The organism is Acidobacteriota bacterium, from assembly GCA_016716905.1.
Lineage (GTDB): Bacteria > Acidobacteriota > Vicinamibacteria > Vicinamibacterales > SCN-69-37 > SYFT01.
Window position 1 is genome coordinate 1277667 of sequence record JADJUS010000022.1, and the last position, 17367, is coordinate 1295033.

A 17367-nucleotide genomic window follows, 5' to 3' on the forward strand; every position below is an offset into this window, starting at 1 on the left:
GGAGCTTCCCAACGGCGACCGCCGTCAGGCAGGGGCGCCGGATCGCGGCGGGGGGCAGGACACGGACGGCCGCGTTCAGCGCGGAGGGTGGTCAGGGGCAGCGCCACACCGGCGCCGGACACCGCCTAGCTGAAAAAGGGGATGTACCCCAGGTAGAGCGTAACGGCGACATGGAGGATGACGATGACGAACATCACGTACACGAGGGGCATGTGGAAGACGTGCCACAGGTTGAACAGCTTCTTCGTCTTTTCCAGGTAGGCGGTCTGCCGAATCAGCGCGGCACGGTCCGCGATGACATGCACGGCGTCGTGCAGCACATGCTCGTCGAGTCCTGCATGCGCCAGCTCGCGCTTGAGCATCACGAACTCCCGATGCGTGCGCCACTCGCCCGCCAGCAAACCGGCGAGTCGCCGGTGATGGCCCTCAAGCGGCACCAACCGGTCCTCAAAGGCCGTCACTTTGGCGAGCAGCCCCGGCGGCAGGTGGTCGGCTTCCAGTTGCTGGCTCAACGCGGCCGCTCGCGCGTCGAGTTCGTCATGGGTCAGCTCGATGCCGCGCAAGCTGCGAGGAATTCGTACGTACAGGTAGCGCCCCACAAAACCAGACAGGGTGACCAGGATCATGGACCAGTACGCCACCGAGACCAACCCGTTGAACTTGAACGAGGTGTGGAGCGTGACCAGCACCGGTCCGACAATGCCGCAGAAGATGTGCACTTCGAGCCACGTCTTGATGCTGCCGGCGTTGCGGAGGCGCACCATCTTCTTGCGCATGGCATACGCCACCGGCACCAGCATGAGGACGAATCCGGCGACGCCAAAGAGATGGCCGGCCATGCCCGAGGGACGCAACAGCCGGTACTCGGGACGGTAGTTTCGCAAGGCGACCGGCGTGGCGTAGTACTCCCAGCCGCCAAGCCCCCACAACACGGACACGCCGAGAATCAGAATGGCGGCGGCACTCCAGACCAGGACATGGCCCAGTGCCTCCGATACGGTTGGTTTCATTAAAGCCTACGCATCAACCGTGCAGTCACTTCTCAGCCTCGACACACACGCGAGCACGTAGCCATCTGCGCGATCCTGATCATCGAGCATGCTGGATTGGCAGTCTACATCGCCCGACACCACCCGTGTGCGGCACGTGCCGCACACACCAGCACGGCACAGCGACGGAATCGAAGCGTGACAGGACTCAGCGGCGTCAAGCAGGGTCTGGCCGCCGGAAATACGGGCCATCACACCGCTGCGCTCGAACGTGGCCTCATGCGCGCCAGCCGGGGCTGGGGCCGGCGCCGGCGCGGCGGCGCTGGCTCCGGCGGGCGAGAGGCCCGCGGCAGCGGCCACCGAAGGGTTGAACACTTCGAAATGGATCTGGGTGGGAGGGACGCCGAGCGCGGCCAGTAGACTGGTCATCGCGTCGATCATGGGCGGGGGGCCGCACAAAAAACACGAGGCATGCGCGAGGTCGGGAATCGTCTGGGCGATCAGTGACTCGTTGATGCGCCCCGGCGGCTGCTCGGGAGGCGGCGCCGATCCCGTGATGACCTGGATCACCCGCAGTTGGGGGTGACGATGACCCAGGAACTTCAACTCCTCGCGAAACGCCACGTCCGCCGCCGTCTTGACCGAATAGAAGAGCGACACTGGACGGGTCGGCTCCGTCTCCACCGCATGGCGCAGCATGCTCATGAGCGGCGTGATCCCGACGCCGCCGGCAATCAGCACCAGCGGGCGGTCTTCACCGCCGGGATAAAAAAACGCGCCGGCCGGCGCCATAACCGCCAGCATGGAGCCTGGCCGCAGCGTGGCGTGCAAGGTGCCCGACACCAGGCCGACTCGCTTGACAGAAATCTCGAGGAACCCGCGCGAAGCGGGGGCGGAACTGACCGAGTAGCAGCGCACGTGCTCCTTGCCTTCCGCGCGGACCCGCACGGCGATGAACTGCCCCGCGCTGAAGTCAAAGCCCTCGGGGCGACCCATGCGAAAGGTCCGGATGTCAGGCGTCTCCTGGATGACGTGAAGGACCGGGCACAGCACAAAATCACGGCTCCGCGTTTTCGGGGCTGGTGCGGTCGCCACCGGGCGGGTGACCGCCACCATCGGCCGCGCGGCCGGCGGTGGCACCGCACGCGCGGGGGCCGACGAGGATTTCGGCACAAGGACCTCACACGCAAGGAACCAGACGAGGTGTGCACCAAAGCCGGTGGCGATGCCGATCACAGTGGGGAGTAGAAACGGTGACGCCGAGAACAACAGTGACACGACGCCCACGAGACTGAATGGCCCCGACATGTGACTGCGATGCACCCGCAGGACGACCAGCGCGAGGTGAATGGTTGTGAGGAAGGCGAGGACTGCGGATTCTGGCTGCCAGGACTGCAAGGTGAGAGAGAGCGAAGCAAGGTCGATGCCAGATTCGTGAAGGGGCCCTGGTCTGGTATCGGACTTGCAGCAGAGGCGGCCCAGAAGCGAATCAGGTTGTTTCGCCCCTGTAGTCGTAAAGAAACTGCCGAACAATTTCACACACGCCGTGTCAAAAACGACAGCAGCCACTCTTCCAACGGCTCCAACATTCTCGAGCGAGATCCTGCGCTTCCGCATGTCGGAGCGCCAGATTCACTGGGCCGTTGCCATCCCGTTCATGGTCTGTTACGTGACCGCGACCGTCTTGATGGCGATCTACAACCCGCATCCCGAGCGTCCGTGGCGGCTCGTCTTCTCGTGGACGCACCGGATATCCGGACTCGCCCTCTGCGTCCTTCCCCTCTGGGTCATCGTGCGGCATTGGTACGATGTGGCGATCCACCTGGCCAACATCCGCGAGGTCTGGCGCTGGACGCTGGCCGACCTCAAGTGGCTGTTGCTCACGGGCCCGGCCACGTTCAGCAAGTCGGTCATCCTTCCCGAACAGGGGAAGTTCAACGCAGGCGAAAAACTCAACTTCATGGTGTTGACGGTCACCGTGCCGCTCTACCTGTGCACGGGCCTGATGATCTGGTCGCACCAGTTCGCCTTCCCCGCGTGGGTGCTGCATCTGACGATGGCGGCACTGGCCACCCCGGTGCTGTTCGGACACCTCTTTATGGCGCTGGTCAATCCCGGCACGAGGAAGGGACTCAACGGCATGATTACGGGATCCGTTGATCGGCACTGGGCCTCGCACCACTACGGACGCTGGTACCGGGAGAACTTTACCGATCCTGCCGCGGCCGCAGACTCCGACGTTGAGACCGCGTCCCCCACAGGATCGGCAACCGGTGCCGCACACCCCGAGGTGGCTTCTGGCCCGCCGCCTGCAAGAAGTCACAAGGCGTCTGCCGAGCGGGCCGAACCCTCTGCCTCGACTGGTTGACAATGGCCCGGCCCGGGTCACATCTTGCACTGTGCCCATCCTTCGCAAGCCGTACCTGATATTCCTTGCCGACGTCACGCTCGCCTCCGACGCGAAAACGGGCTTTGGCCTGCGCGACTGGTGCGGCGCGGACGTGATCGGCGAGTGTCGTCTTCCACAGGGCACCGTGTCGCTGGGCCTGCCGACGATGCGGCCCCAGGAGGCGGCATCAGCCGGTGCGGGGTCGCTGGTCATCGGCGTGGCTGTGGTTGGCGGGCAATTGCCTCGCACATGGCTGCCCCCACTCGTGGAAGCGCTCGACCATGGCCTGGACCTGGTGAGCGGCATGCATACGCGGCTGACGAGCTTCCCTGAACTTGTGGAGGCCGCCGCCCGAGGCGGCGGTCGCCTCGTGGACGTGCGCGCGACGGATCGCGTGCTGCCCACCGGCACCGGCATCAAACGCCCCGGCAAGCGTGTGCTCACCGTCGGCACAGACTGCGCACTGGGGAAGAAATACACCGCGCTCGCGTTGACGCGCTCGCTGCAGGCGGCCGGCGCCAATGCGACCTTCCGCGCGACGGGCCAAACGGGCATCATGATCGCGGGAGATGGCATCGCCGTGGACGCAGTCGTGGCAGACTTCGTGGCCGGCGCGGCGGAATTGATCTCGCCCGCAAACGACCCCGATCACTGGGATGTGATCGAGGGCCAGGGCGCGCTCTTCCATCCGGCGTACGCCGGCGTGACACTCGGACTGATTCACGGTTCGCAGCCCGACGCGATCGTGCTGTGTCACGACCCGTCACGACACACCATCGAAGACTACCCACACGTACCACTCCCTTCGTTGGGCGTCGCGATTGATCGGTACCTGGAAGCCGCGCGACTGACGAACCCCGACGTGCGCTGCGCCGGCATCGCGATCAACTCTTCGTCTCTCGACGAGCGTGAGTGGCTGGCGTACCAATCGAGACTGGCCGCGGAATTCGACCTTCCCATCTGCGACCCCGTGCGCACCGGCGTTGACGCCATCGCGCAGCGACTCCTTCAACCGCGGCGGCCGGAATCTCAATGACGTTGCACGTCGCGCTGGCGCTTGAACGCTGGCCGCTGCTCGAGCCGTTCGAGATTGCGCGCGAGACAATCGCCGACTTTCCGCTGCTCCACCTCACTCTCACGGATGCAGAAGGCCGACAGGGTCGAGCCGAAGCGGCCGGGGTGGACTACCAAGACGAAACACCGGAAGGCATGGCGATGACCATCCGGGCGGTCGCGCCGGCCCTGCGTGCGGATCTCGATGGCGACGCGTTGGCCGCGCTGCTGCCCGCCGGCGGAGCCCGCAACGCCGTCGACTGCGCACTCTGGGACTTGCGCGCCAAGCAGACAGGGGTTCGGGCCTGGGAGACGGCGGGCCTGCCGCCGCTGCATCCCCTCACCACGGCATTCACGCTGGGCCTGGGCACCGCAGACGACGTCAGGCGGCGCGCGCGGGCAGCGAAGGATCTGCCGCTGATCAAGCTGAAGGTCGATCGTACGCGCCACATCGATCTCGTCCGAATTGTCCGCGATGTACTGCCGTCGTCACGAATCGTGGTGGACGCCAACGAAAGTTGGACGCCCGCGCTGCTTGAGTCACTGTTGCCCGCGATGGCGGCCAACGGTGTCGAGTTGATTGAGCAGCCGCTACCGCGCGGCGGCGACGAGGCGCTCGAGACGCTGGGAGCGTCGATCCCGATCGCGGCCGACGAGTCATGCACCGACCGCGCGTCGTTGACCGCGCTGGTCTCGCGGTACCAGGCGGTGAACATCAAGCTCGACAAGTGCGGCGGCCTGACCGAGGCGCTGGCACTGGCCCGCGCCGCCCGCGCGCTCGGCCTCGACGTCATGGTCGGCAACATGTGCGGCACATCGCTCGGCATGGCGCCGGCGTTTCTCGTCGCCCAATTGGCCCGATGGGTGGACCTGGATGGTCCACTGCTGCAGCACAGCGACCGTCCACATCCCATGACCTACACCACCGGCATTGTGCACCCGCCTGAGCCTGAGCTCTGGGGCTAGAACCCGTGGGTCATAATGCGTTCACCATGCACCGATTCGTGATGCTCGCCACCGCCGGGGTGCTCGCCGGCGTCTCACTGGTGGCCCTTGATCGGCCGGCTCCACAATCGTCTACCACGCTGATTCGCAACGCCATCCTGATCGACGGCACTGGCGCCGCTCCGGTGCGCGGCGATGTGCGCGTGACCGGTGACCGCATTGTCGCGGTCGGAACGCTGGCGCCGATGGACGGGGATCGCGTGATTGACGCCGGCGGCCTGGCCCTGGCCCCGGGGTTCATCGACACACACAGCCACCACGATCGCGGCTTGCAGACCGGTCGTGATGCGCTCGCCATGGTGAGTCAGGGCATCACCACGATCGTCATCGGCCAGGACGGCGGTGGGTCGGGGTTGGCCGCGCTCTTCAATCGGCTGGAGAAGGAACCCGTCTCGGTGAACGTGGCCTCGTATGCCGGTCACGGTCCACTGCGAAGCCGCGTCATGGGCGAGGACTTCAAGCGGAAAGCGACTGCGGAAGAAGTTGAACGCATGAAGCCGTTGCTCCAGGCCGAGATGGAAGCCGGTGCTCTTGGCCTGTCCACCGGCCTTGAGTACGACCCGGGCATCTATTCGGACCGTTCCGAGGTGCTGGCGCTGGCCAAGGTCGCCGGTGATGCCGGCGGCCGCTACATCAGTCACGTGCGCAGCGAGGATCGATGGTTCTGGGAGGCGATCGACGAAGTGATCGCCATCGGCCGTACGCACAACATGCCGGTGCAAATCTCGCACATCAAACTAGGCATGTTGGATCTGTGGGGGCAGGCGGACAAGGCGATCGCCGTGCTCAACAAGGCGCGTGCATCCGGCGTGCAACTCACGGCCGACATCTACCCCTACACCTACTGGCAATCCAACCTCGGCGTCTTTTTTCCCACGCGCAATTTCTCGGATCGCACAGAAGCCACGTTCGTGCTCGAGCACGTCACACACGCCGAAGAGATCATCTTCAACAGCTTCAGCCGGCATCCCGAGTACGCGGGCAAGACGCTGGCGCAAGTCGCAGTGCTGCGCGGCACATCAAATGTGCAGACCCTGCTCGACTTGCTCGACGAGCCCGGCGGCCCCGGCGTCGGCATCGTGGCTCGGGGGATGGCCGATGCGGATGTGGAGCGACTGATGCAGTGGCCGTTCGCCAATCTATGCAGCGACGGCCAGTCCACCGGCCTTCACCCTCGCGGCTTCGGCAGTTTTCCGAAAGTGCTCGGACCCTTTGTGCGCGACAAGAAATTGTTTCCGGTCGAAGAGGCCGTGCGCAAAATGACCAGCCTGGCGGCAGCAAACGTGGGCCTGCTGAATCGCGGCCGCCTGGCACCGGGGCACTTTGCGGATCTTGTACTCTTCGATCCTGCAACCGTGGCCGACCGAGCTGACTTCGGCAAGGCTCAGGCGCAGGCGGTGGGCATCCACACCGTCTGGGTCAACGGGCAGATTGTGTTTCAGAACGGCAAGACCACCGGCACGTACTCGGGCCGACCCATCCGCAGAGAAGCACCCGTTCGCCCGCGCTAGCGGCGGACGACGGTGGTCAACTCGGGCTCGACGTTTTCGAAGAACAGGCCCTGGAAGCGGCCGGGCGGCAGCGTCGGCACGCGCAGCTCGATGCGGTGCTCCACGTCGGGCGCGAGTAAAGACACGTCGGCGTAGAAGCCGAGGAACGTGCGCTTGGGCGCATGGCCGTAGATGCTGTTGTACGCGCGGACCAGCTCGACAGGCTTGCCGTCGATTGTCATCGAGACCTCCATGGCCTCGTCCGGCTCGGCGATCTGGACAAACAGCAGCAGGCGATCCGACCCCAGCCAGGGCGCGCGCAGGTCATCGGCGGTATAGGGCACCGGCCACGCGGCCTTCCTCGCCCTGAGTTGCGTGAAGACCCGGCCGGGAATCACCACATTTCCGGTGAGCGTGCCCCCCGTGAATGCGGCATCGTACGGCCACACGCCGGCGCCGCGCCCGAACGCGCGACCCTCAAAGGTCACAGTCGCCTCAACCACGTTCTGCTGCCGCCTGAATGGAGTCTCGCGACCGTTGACCACTAACCGCGTGGGGCCAATCAGCGGCGGTCCAGCAGGCAACAGGACTTGCAGCGGCACGGAGGTGCCTGGTTCGCCGGCCACACCTGTGACTGTCACGACACCACTCGAAACGGTGACGCTTCCGGAAGCATTAAACACCTGCGCCGCATTCATTGGCGCCGCGGGGCTGATCTCCAGCACCACAGCTTCAGTGGCGGGCATGGCAATCTTCACCACGTCGCCGTAGCTCCACACTCCGCTGCCGGGTTTGCCGATCAGGCGGCCTTCATGCGGATGCAACTCCTTGATCACGTATCGCGAACCCGCGGCGCCCTTCGTCAAACCAATGGACGTATCCAGCGTGAACGACCCGTCCATCGTCCGGTAGTTGGGATTAAAGACGAAGACAAAGCCGCGGTTGCCCGTGATGGCCGCCGTGCCGTCCACCCGGCCGAGCATCGGCGGGCCGATGATCGGCTTGAGGTGGCGAAGCACGTCGGCGTTGGTGTCGGTCCAATCGAGCCACCGGCGGAAAAACGCCTTGTCGGCCGCGCTGAACGCCTTGAACTCAGCCTCGTCCCTGGCAGGGATGTAACTGATGGTGTGATTAAACGGCGCCGTACCCACCGAGGACAGCAGCGAGTACTTCCACCCGAGGACGTCCCAGTCGCGGGGCCGGAAGCGATCGCGCCGCATCACGTTCTTTTCGTCAGTGCGTTCGGTCTGGTGCGTGATGTAGCCAGGCATGATCTCGGCCGGCGTGAACCGCTCCACCCTGTACTTCCACGCGGCAAAACGTTGCCGGTTGGCCGACACCCGGTCGGTGTGCAGGTCGGGGAACGCAAGGAAGCTCTCGGGTTGCTCGTCGGTGAGTGTGGGATGCGGATACGACCCGGCAAGCCATGTCCACGGACCAAAGCTCATGTACTGCTGGCGGCCGTCGATGACGATGTCGGGGACGCGGCGGCGGAGTTCTTCGAGGATGCGGCGCGTGCCGAACCACTGCGTGTATTTGCTGGTCGCGGCCGGATCGTCATACGCGATCCACCAGTGATCAAAAGAGAATCCGCCGGCGCCTGTGGCCTTCACGAAATCCACGAGCGTGTTGACCCACCAGTCCTGAAAGCCCCGCTGCCCGGTGTCAACGCCGCGGTATCCACCAAGCTCGCCCTTGGCCCACGCCGTCCAGGCCGGGTCCTGCAGGAAGGGCAACGTGGGATAGGCGTAGGCGACGAACTTCAGGCCGTTCGCCGCTCCGGTGTCCAGCATCGTGCGGAGCGAGGCCGGCACCGGATCGCGGCCCGGGACCCACTCGCCCTTGCGGATCTTCTGGCCCAGGCCGAAGAACAGCAGGTTCTCCCATCCCCACGCATCGCGATTGTCTTTGAGCGCCGCGAGCGCCGAGTTCGACGGCGCAAACAGGGTGCTGCCTGCGCCAAGCTGCCCTGCCATATCGAGGATGCGCCGGTACTCCGCCCAGCCTTCAGGTGTGGCCACGTCGATCTGGTAGTCGTTTTCTGTCCACGGCACATGCACACGAATGCTTTTGGCGGGGCGGTACAACAGAAACGCACGGACCGCATCTACAAGCGCATCGGACTCGGCGTCGTCGATCACGGGATTCTCGCGGAGGTAGCGCTCGTAGTCGGCCACGTGCACCCACTCGGGCACGGACCTGGCCGGCATGACTCTGCCCGTGCGGGTCACCACGCCGAGCAGCAGGCGGTCGGTCTCAAACGGGCCGTTGGTGGAGTTCCATTCCATCTCCGGCGCATACGAGCCCTTCAGCCGTGAACCGGTTGCCGTGTGGACGTTGTAGGGGTTCTGGTAGAGCGCAAAGAGCGACAGCCCACGCGACTGCGTGGTTGCCGCCGGCATCCGATACATCATGCCGAAGCGGCCTTCGGACAAGGACAACTGTTCGACTGCGGCCGGTGTGACTGCAGCGTCGAACGCGCTCACATCGTTGACTTTGAACGTGCCAGGCGCGGTCGGTGCGACCGACAATTGCTTCGACAGGAATCCCCAACCCGGCCGCAATTCGTACGTGACGGTCACGCGGGCGCCCGGCAGCGCATAGGAAAACGCCGCGGTGCCGATCGGTGACGACACAGGTGCGGGCACAACCGTGGAGGAATCGATCGTCTGACCGTTGATCGTCACGGTGAAGCGATCGCCCTGGAACCGTACCGACTCCCCGGTCGTGAGATCCACGATCGACTCGAGCCGCCCGTCCGTCACCGTGGCTCTCAGTCGCTGGTTCTCAAGCACTGTGGCGGACTGCGTGGATCCCTGCACGGTGAGGGAGGCCATGACGCCGACGATCATGAATGCAAGAACTCGTGTGTGCACGTGACGATCCTCCCTTACAGATAGAGCGGCGAGAGGACACGGCCCATCCACGCGAGGGCGGTAGACAACGCGGTGCCTGCCGGCGTGGGCCTGAGAAGAATGGCGCCCGCTTCAAGGGCGAGTGATAGCGGGAGTCCCCAGCGATAGATGCGATGTACCCCATCGCCCTTGCGTACGTCGATGAGGATCGCCGCCACCACGATGAGGTTGGGCGCGAACACGCCGGCAATCCCGGCTGCGGGGCCAAACCCCATGACTTGCGCGAGCACCCGGAACGCGGCGGCTCCAAGGCCGCCTGCGCTGGCCAGCAGCATGTAACGCTTGTGGTCGGACCGCGTCCGGCGATGACGAAACCCCAGGCCGTAGAACATCGTGAACAACACCAGGGTCATGAAGATCCCGGGTCCGAGCGCTTCGAAGAACGGCGACCCTTCGCCGCGACGAACAAGCTCCATCTGCATGCCGATGACGACCAATCCGGTCAGCACCATCGCGACCGCGAGCGCCAGACTCGCCATGCCGAGCCGACGGTGCACCGCGACCCTGCGCGTCGCGATGAGCCCGGCCTGCAGGGGAAAGAGCAGGTACCAGAGGAAAAACGTCCAGCCATGTACATGCACTGTGGGAGACACGGGCGGATAGGCGCCATCGAGCATCGGCCCGAAGTACGTGAACGAGAATCCCAGGAATGCGACGCCGCTGGTGACGAGGGCGAGCCACAGGTACGCAGACACGGCCGACATCATACAGGGTTCATGCCCGAGCACCGCGTCAGCGCTTCACAACAGTGATCGTCACCTGCGAGGGGTATTGCGTCGAGTGATGGACGGCGTTGCGGGCCACCACCGGCCTGGACTCGTCGAAGTTCCGCCCCCCGGTGTTGAGGTTGCGATCGAAACGCGGGAAGTTGCTGCTCGACACCTCGATGCGCAGGCGGTGACCGGCCGCGAAGTAGTTGCTCGTATTCAACGGCTGCATCGTCACCTTATACACGTTGGCCGGAGTCATCCAGACGCGTTTGTCGTAGCCGTCGCGGTAGCGCATGCGCTGGATGGTCTCGTCGAGGTTGTAGGCGCGCCCGTCCGGGTAGACGTCGATCACCTTGACGGTGAAGTCGGTGTCTTTGGCGTCCGAGGAGACATACAGCGTCGGCGTGATAGAGCCGCTCAGCTCAAGCCCGTCTGCGAAAGGCGCTGTGGTGTAGACGAGAATGTCGTCACGCGTCTCCATCTTGCGCTGGTCGAATGACCCGGCCTGAATCGCGGTGCCCGTGCAGCAGACATTGCCGCCGTAGGACGTCACCGGGTTCATCGGATCGTACGTGAACCGATCGGGGCGGTCGGTGGCCGGCGGCGCCTCACCAAGCACGCCGTCGCCGGTCATCGTGTTCGCCCGGCCGCCGCTCGCAAGGTAAAACGTCATCGGCTGCGCGCCCCGCGGCGGCCACACATCCGACGTCTGCCACTTGTTCAGGCCCATCGTGAAGTACGTCACCTTCGACAGCTTGTCGATGACCGGGCTGGCCGCGCCCTTCACGAAGCGATCGAAGAACGAGTCCACAATTTCCTGGTAGTTCAGGCGCGCGTCGCCCATGCTGCGCTCCCCCACCACTGTGTCGGCCGAGGCGCGCGTGTACGCGCAGTGCGCCACGGGGGCGATGATCGCCCACTGCTGGTCGGCCACCTTCGATGTCTTGCGCGCGTGGTTGTAGAGCGCCAGGTTCGGGCCCACCGATACGTCGTACCACGACATGAAGTGCAGTCCTGGCACATCCAGGGGCATCGTCTCGTGATACAGACCACCCTTGTACCAGGCTGGATCGTTCGGTTCGCGCTGAATCATCGCGCCGCCTGTGTCCACCGGCATCGTATCTGCGAAGATGCCCTTCGAGGCGCCGACGGTTCGGAGGATGTCCTGCACGGGCAGATGCGAAAGCGCCTCTGACCAGTCCACCACCGGCATCCGCGGCACAAGGTCGAACATCTTTGAGGCCTTGATCAGATCCTCTTGCGACAGATCGCGCGGGAACATCGGCCGCAACGTGTTTTGCTCGCGCATGATCCACGTGGTGAAGAGCATCTGCACCGCGCCGCCGCGATACCAGTTGCCCTGCTCCCAATAGGGGCCGACGCGTCCGATGCCGGCGCCGTGCCCCTGGATGTTCATGGCCGCATACGCTGGCGGCCGCTCCCCTGCCACGCCCATCTGCCATTCGGCGGTGGACGAACATCCGGTGGTGCCGATCTTGCCGTTGGACCAGGGCTGTTTGGCGATCCACGCCATCGCGTCCACGCCGTCCGCGCGTGTGCCGAGGATGTCGTAGTGCCCTTCAGAGAAGTAGTGGCCGCGCTCGTTCTGAACGACGTAGGCATAGCCGCGCTTGACCGCCGTGATCATCGCCGACATGTTGCCGGGCACTCCGTTGGCCACGTCCCAGAAGTTGAAGTTGTAGGGCGTGCGGACAAAAATGGTCCCCACCTGGCCAGCGCCTTTAGGCCGATAAATGTCGGTGGCCAGCCTCACGCCATCGCGCATCGGCATCATGACCTTGCGATCGACGACGGCGATTTCGTGCAGCTCGCGTTCGGCCGCAAGCCGCTGCGCGACTTGATCGGGCGGAAGACCGCCGCCCCGTTGAGCCACCAGAGCCGCGCCAGCGGCCATTGCGAGGGTGAACGCAAGCAGCAGACGACGGGCTGGACGCATGAGGGACCTCCTTGGGGTCGCTCCGGCCATTCTACGCCCGCAACGGAAATGAGCCAATGAGCCAATGGGGCGGGGGGGGCGCTTTGGGCCTTGGGGGTTTTTAGGGGGGGAGCATTCGGAGGGGCCAGCAGACGGGGCGGGCGAGGGGGGTCGGGTGGGGGGGACACTCAACGGAGACGGCAGCCGCCCACTCGAACCGGACCCGCCCCCCAACCCCCCGGCACGCCACCACCGACACCCCGAACACACAGCTTCTTCCCACTGACGAGAACAAACAAACTTACCGAAGCGACGGGCCTCTGCTGAAGCGCCTTCCGTCCCAGGTTGTCGATCATGCTGTTGAAGATCGGCCCGTGCATCGGATACAGCGAATACCAGTACAGGAGCCCAAAAAGACCTTTGGGTGCGAAGAAGGCGGTCTGCACCAGCAGCGTCTGACCGGCGTCGTGTGGGCGTGCCTCAAACTGCAGCCAGGCGCGGCCGGGCACCTTCATCTCAGCTCGGAGGCGCAGCAAGCGATCGGGCTCCACGGCTTCGACGCGCCAGAAGTCCAGTGCGTCCCCCGCGCGCAGCACGTCAGGGTCTCTGCGGCCGCGGCGAAAGCCCACGCCGCCGACGAGCCGATCCAGCATCCCGCGCAAGCGCCACGCCCAATTGAAGCTGGGCCACCCACGATCGCCGCCAATCGCCGTGAACGCTTTGAAGACGGCAGCCGGCGGCGCGGCCACCACGCGCTGCCGCCGTTCAATCAACATGCCGTCCTGCTGCGTGAAGGCGAAGGGCGCGGTGTCCCCCTGGGACGTGGCGAGCGCGTCACTCCAGGTGGACTCCACATGACCGGCATCGAGCTCCGCCAACGCGCGCTCAACGGCTGTGCGGTAATCAAGCACTTCGATCGCCGGAAACAGGCGGCGCGCCGTGTCATCGCGCACCACCACTTCGTTGCGCAGGCCTTCAATCAGCGGCGTGGCGATCTCGGCCGGAATGGGCGTCACCCAGTGCACCCAGTACGACGACAGGCGCGGCGTCAGCACCGGGACAGGAATCAGCCAGCGCTTCAAACCGCGAACCTGCGCATAACCGAGCATCATGTCGCCGTACGTCAGCACGTCGGCACCGCCGATTTCGATCGTCCGGCCGGTGCTCTCCGGCACCTCGAGCGCGCCGGCGAGGTAGTCCAGCACATTGCGGATGCCAATAGGCTGCACGCGCGTGTAGACCCACTTCGGGCAGATCATCGCCGGCAGACGCTCCGTCAGGTTGCGGATCATCTCGAACGACGCGCTCCCGGAACCGACGATGACGGCCGCGCGAAATTCGGTCACGGGCACTCCGCCCTCGCGAAGCGCATCGCCCGTCTGCTGTCGCGAACGCAGGTGGTGCGACAGGTCTGCTTTGGGATCTCCCAGTCCGCCGAGGTAGACGATGCGCTCCACGCCGGCCGCCTTGGCCGCACGGCTGAAATTCCGCGCGGCCGTCTGGTCGCGCTCATGGAAATCGCTGGAGCCTGCAGAAGCCTTCTGCATGCTGTGGATCATGTAATACGCGCAGGTCACACCGGCCATCGCCGGCCCCAGCGTGTCTGGCTTCAATGCGTCGGCCTGGACAGTTTCCACATCGCCGGACCACGACCGCCCCTGGAGCCGGCCTGGGTCTCGCGCCAGCACGCGCACCTGGTATCCGGCTTCAAGAAGCCGAGGCACCAAACGTCCGCCCACGTAGCCGCTGGCACCCGTGACAAGAATCAAAGTACTTGATCCTACACCCCGGCTGCAGACTCAGCCCTGGAACCCATGTTTGCCCAGGCGGTTGCCTGTCGTCAGCTCGGCCATGCGCCGTTCGAGGAAGCGCCGTTCGGGCCCCTGGCGGGTGAGCTCGAGCGCCCGCGCGTACGACGCTCTGGCGTCGGCCGTTCGTCCAAGCCGCCGGCACATGTCGGCGCGCGCCGAGTGCGCCAGGTAGTAATCGTCCAGATCGCCGGCCGCAAGCAGCGCATCCATCAACGCCAGCCCCTCCGCCGGGCCGTCACGCATCGATACCGCGGCCGCGCGATTGAGTTGCATTACCGGCGACGCGTCGAGACGCACCATGACGTCATACAGTGCGACGATCGCCTGCCAGTCCGTGGCCTCGGCGGTGGCCGCATGCGCGTGCGCCGCCGCAATGGCCGCTTGCAGCGTATACGGACCGATGCGGCGCGAGGCCAGCGCCTGCTCAAGCCGCCCGGCACCCTCGGCGATGAGCGCACGGTCCCACCGCGCTCGGTCCTGGTCGGCCAGCAGGACCAACTCACCATCTTCCGACGTGCGAGCCGCCCGCCGCGATTCCTGCAACAGCATCAACGCCAACAGGCCCGACGCCTCGGGCTCGCCCAGTAGTTCCACCAGCAGCCGGCCAAGACGGATGGCCTCGCCTGAAAGATCCTGCCGCGTCAACGCATCACCCGACGACGCCGAATAGCCCTCGTTGAAGACCAGGTAAATCACATGCAGAACGTTATCGAGCCGGTCGGGCAGTTCGGTGCGCGACGGCACCTGATACGGAATACGCGCATCACGGATTTTGCCTTTGGCGCGGACGATGCGCTGGGCGATGGTACGCGGGTCGGTGAGGAACGCGTGGCCGATCTCCTCGGTGGTGAGACCGCACACTTCGCGAAGGGTCAGCGCCAGTTGGGCGTCCCGGGACAGGGCCGGATGGCAGCAGGTGAAGATCAGGCGCAGGCGGTCGTCCTCCACCTCATCGGCATCCACCTCCACTTCCTGGCCGGCAGATGAGGCCTCGGCCTCGATGCTGGCGGCCAGGGCCGCCGCGGCGCGGTCGAAACGCGCGCGACGCCGCAGCACATCGATCGCTTTGAAACGACCGGTGGACACCAGCCAGGCGCGAGGGTTCCCAGGGACGCCGTCCACGGGCCAGCGTTCCAGCGCGGCCGTGAACGCGTCGTGCAAGGCCTCCTCGGCGAGATCAAAATCGCCGAGGAGGCGTATCAGCGTCGCCAATACGCGCCTGGACTCTGCACGGTAGATGGCGTCAAAAGCGGGCAATGGGTGTCAGGAAGGCGTGCCGAACTCGACGATAGGGCGGATTTCTACGGTGCCGGTGCGGGCCGACGGAATTTTGGCCGCCACCTGGATGGCGTCGTTGAGGTCACGCGCGTTAATGAGGTAGTAGCCGCCCAACTGTTCCTTCGTTTCCGCGAATGGGCCGTCTGTGGTGGACAGCTTGCCGTTTCGAATCCGGACGGAGGTGGCCGTGGCCACCGGCTCCAGGGCCTCGCCGCCGAGGTAGTGGCCGCTCTTCTTGATGCCGTCGGTAAAGGCAAAGTACTCGCCCATGAAGGCCTCGCCCTGTTCCTTCGACATCCCCGCCATCATCTGTTCATCGTCATAAATCACGCACAAGTAACGCATCAGTGTTCCCTCCCTGGGATTGGACGTTCGCATCTAGTCGTTCGGCCACCCAAAGATCGACATCATCCCATTGCCTCATTGCCCCATTGGCACATTCCAAAATAGACTCCCCCCATGAGCGAATCCATCGGATCGTCCGGAACCGGCATGAAGTTGCACACGAAGATTCTGTTGGGCCTGGCCGTTGGGCTCATTCTGGGCGTGACGACCAACCTCACCGTCGGCGTCACCAACCCGACGGTGGAGTGGATCAACAAGTATGTGGCCGGGCCGGTCGGGCAGATCTTCCTGCGCATGTTGTTCATGGTGGTGATGCCACTGGTCTTTGCGTCCATTTCACTGGGCGTGGCCGGATTGGGTGACATTCGCAAGGTCGGCCGCGTCGGCGGCAAGGCCATCGGTTATTTCTTCATCACGACGTGCCTGGCCGCCACGCTCGGCCTGATCGTCGTCAACGTCATGAAGCCGTGGAATCGCGTGACGCCGGAGACGCGGGTGGCGCTGATGGAACGGTTTGCCGGGGATGCGTCCACACGCGTGGAGGCGGCCGCCACAACGGCGAAGTTCGGACCTGAAACGTTCGTCAACATCGTGCCGCGCAACCCGATTGACGCCGCCGCGAAGACCGACATGCTTGGCGTCATCTTCTTCGGCTTGATGTTCGGCGCGGCGCTGACCCTCATCCCCGGCGGCCAAGGCCAAACCGATGGTGGAATGGCTGGAGGCGCTGAACGAAGTAGTAATCAAGATCATCCATTTCGCGATGATGCTGGCGCCCTACGGCGTGGCGTGCCTCATCTTTGCCGTGTCGTCTCGCTTTGGATTCGATCTGATGGTCGCCGTGGCGGCATTTGTCGTCACCGTGCTGATTGCCCTGATCCTGCATGTCGTGATCACGCTCTGCAGCATCCTGCAGTTTGGTCTCGGCCTGTCACCCATCCTGTTTGTGTCACGGGTCAAGGCCGCGCTCATCACGGCCTTCTCCACCAGTTCCTCCAGTGCGACCCTGCCGACCGGCCTGGAAGTCTCTGAACATCAATTGGGCATCCCGCGCGGCATCGCCGGATTCGTGCTGCCGATCGGCTCCACCATGTGCATGAACGGCACCGCGATCTTCGAAGGCATCACGGTGATCTTCCTGGCGGAAATTTTCGGCGTTGACTTGACCATCCCTCAGATGGCGATTGTCATGATCATGTCGGTCATCACTGCCATCGGCGCCGCGGGCGTACCCGGCGGGTCGATCCCACTACTCGTCGGCATCCTGGTCATGTTCGGTGTGCCCGGCGAAGCCATCGCCATCGTGCTGGGCGTGGACCGCATCCTCGACATGTCGAGGACGACGGTGAATGTGTTTGGTGACCTGACCGCGGCGGTGTATGTGGCGAAGAGTGAAGGCGTGTGGACACCCAAGGATGTGCCCGCAGCATCCTGAACGCTGATCGA

At 64.8% G+C, this 17367-nt stretch carries 15 protein-coding genes; 5 read left to right on the forward strand and 10 right to left on the reverse strand.

Annotated features, from left to right (window positions below; genetic code table 11):
- Positions 1-125 precede the first annotated feature (125 nt).
- A complete protein-coding gene (locus IPL75_21685; GenBank protein ID MBK9242808.1) occupies positions 126-1010 on the reverse strand; it encodes a hypothetical protein in 885 nt (294 codons plus the stop codon).
- Between the two features lie 6 nt (positions 1011-1016).
- A complete protein-coding gene (locus IPL75_21690; GenBank protein ID MBK9242809.1) occupies positions 1017-2387 on the reverse strand; it encodes an iron-sulfur cluster-binding domain-containing protein in 1371 nt (456 codons plus the stop codon).
- A 148-nt stretch (positions 2388-2535) separates the two neighbouring features.
- Between IPL75_21690 and IPL75_21695 the strand changes: the two genes are divergently transcribed.
- The 4 genes from IPL75_21695 to IPL75_21710 are packed head-to-tail and all read left to right on the forward strand — an operon-like array spanning position 2536 to position 6947.
- Positions 2536-3357: a cytochrome b/b6 domain-containing protein gene (locus tag IPL75_21695; protein ID MBK9242810.1), complete on the forward strand. Its 822-nt coding sequence runs from the start codon at positions 2536-2538 to the stop codon at positions 3355-3357.
- Positions 3358-3388: 31 nt separating this feature from the next.
- The gene (locus IPL75_21700; protein ID MBK9242811.1) at positions 3389-4414 is read left to right on the forward strand and encodes a DUF1611 domain-containing protein; all 1026 of its coding nucleotides are present in this window, start codon (positions 3389-3391) and stop codon (positions 4412-4414) included.
- Entirely contained in the window at positions 4411-5397 is a 987-nt protein-coding gene (locus tag IPL75_21705) for a dipeptide epimerase (protein ID MBK9242812.1), read from the forward strand. Before IPL75_21700 ends, IPL75_21705 begins: the two co-directional genes overlap by 4 nt.
- A 41-nt stretch (positions 5398-5438) precedes the next feature.
- Positions 5439-6947, forward strand: coding sequence for a D-aminoacylase (locus tag IPL75_21710; protein MBK9242813.1), 1509 nt, complete (start codon positions 5439-5441; stop codon positions 6945-6947).
- Here IPL75_21710 and IPL75_21715 read toward each other — a convergent pair.
- From IPL75_21715 to IPL75_21750, 8 genes are all read right to left on the reverse strand, one after another.
- Entirely contained in the window at positions 6944-9802 is a 2859-nt protein-coding gene (locus IPL75_21715) for a hypothetical protein (protein ID MBK9242814.1), read from the reverse strand. The two genes, IPL75_21710 and IPL75_21715, sit on opposite strands and share 4 nt — an antisense overlap.
- A gap of 14 nt (positions 9803-9816) precedes the next feature.
- Entirely contained in the window at positions 9817-10536 is a 720-nt protein-coding gene (locus IPL75_21720; GenBank protein ID MBK9242815.1) for a hypothetical protein, read from the reverse strand.
- A 37-nt stretch (positions 10537-10573) separates the two neighbouring features.
- Complete coding sequence (locus tag IPL75_21725; protein ID MBK9242816.1) at positions 10574-12466, reverse strand: CocE/NonD family hydrolase; 1893 nt, start codon at positions 12464-12466, stop codon at positions 10574-10576.
- Positions 12467-12675: 209 nt separating this feature from the next.
- Complete coding sequence (locus tag IPL75_21730) at positions 12676-14256, reverse strand: SDR family oxidoreductase (protein MBK9242817.1); 1581 nt, start codon at positions 14254-14256, stop codon at positions 12676-12678.
- A gap of 30 nt (positions 14257-14286) precedes the next feature.
- The gene (locus tag IPL75_21735; protein ID MBK9242818.1) at positions 14287-15555 is read right to left on the reverse strand and encodes an RNA polymerase sigma factor; all 1269 of its coding nucleotides are present in this window, start codon (positions 15553-15555) and stop codon (positions 14287-14289) included.
- A gap of 6 nt (positions 15556-15561) precedes the next feature.
- The gene (locus IPL75_21740; protein ID MBK9242819.1) at positions 15562-15921 is read right to left on the reverse strand and encodes a YciI family protein; all 360 of its coding nucleotides are present in this window, start codon (positions 15919-15921) and stop codon (positions 15562-15564) included.
- Positions 15922-15983: 62 nt separating this feature from the next.
- Positions 15984-16319 (reverse strand): hypothetical protein, encoded by a 336-nt coding sequence (locus IPL75_21745; protein ID MBK9242820.1) that lies wholly within the window; start codon positions 16317-16319, stop codon positions 15984-15986.
- A 3-nt stretch (positions 16320-16322) separates the two neighbouring features.
- Positions 16323-16604, reverse strand: a complete 282-nt coding sequence (locus IPL75_21750) for a hypothetical protein (protein MBK9242821.1) — start codon at positions 16602-16604, stop codon at positions 16323-16325.
- Between the two features lie 23 nt (positions 16605-16627).
- Here IPL75_21750 and IPL75_21755 point away from each other — a divergent pair, with 23 nt between their 5' ends.
- Entirely contained in the window at positions 16628-17356 is a 729-nt protein-coding gene (locus tag IPL75_21755; protein MBK9242822.1) for a cation:dicarboxylase symporter family transporter, read from the forward strand.
- Positions 17357-17367 lie beyond the last annotated feature (11 nt).

Bases quoted from the DNA above. Each gene is read 5' to 3' on its own strand.
- IPL75_21685 (MBK9242808.1), bottom strand. From the start codon at position 1,010: ATGAAACCAACCGTATCGGAGGCACTGGGCCATGTCCTGGTCTGGAGT.
- IPL75_21705 (MBK9242812.1), top strand. From the start codon at position 4,411: ATGACGTTGCACGTCGCGCTGGCGCTTGAACGCTGGCCGCTGCTCGAG.
- IPL75_21710 (MBK9242813.1), top strand. From the start codon at position 5,439: ATGCTCGCCACCGCCGGGGTGCTCGCCGGCGTCTCACTGGTGGCCCTT.
- IPL75_21725 (MBK9242816.1), bottom strand. From the start codon at position 12,466: ATGGCCGCTGGCGCGGCTCTGGTGGCTCAACGGGGCGGCGGTCTTCCG.
- IPL75_21740 (MBK9242819.1), bottom strand. From the start codon at position 15,921: ATGCGTTACTTGTGCGTGATTTATGACGATGAACAGATGATGGCGGGG.
- IPL75_21745 (MBK9242820.1), bottom strand. From the start codon at position 16,319: ATGGCCTTGCCGCCGACGCGGCCGACCTTGCGAATGTCACCCAATCCG.
- IPL75_21750 (MBK9242821.1), bottom strand. From the start codon at position 16,604: ATGAGGGTCAGCGCCGCGCCGAACATCAAGCCGAAGAAGATGACGCCA.
- IPL75_21755 (MBK9242822.1), top strand. From the start codon at position 16,628: ATGGTGGAATGGCTGGAGGCGCTGAACGAAGTAGTAATCAAGATCATC.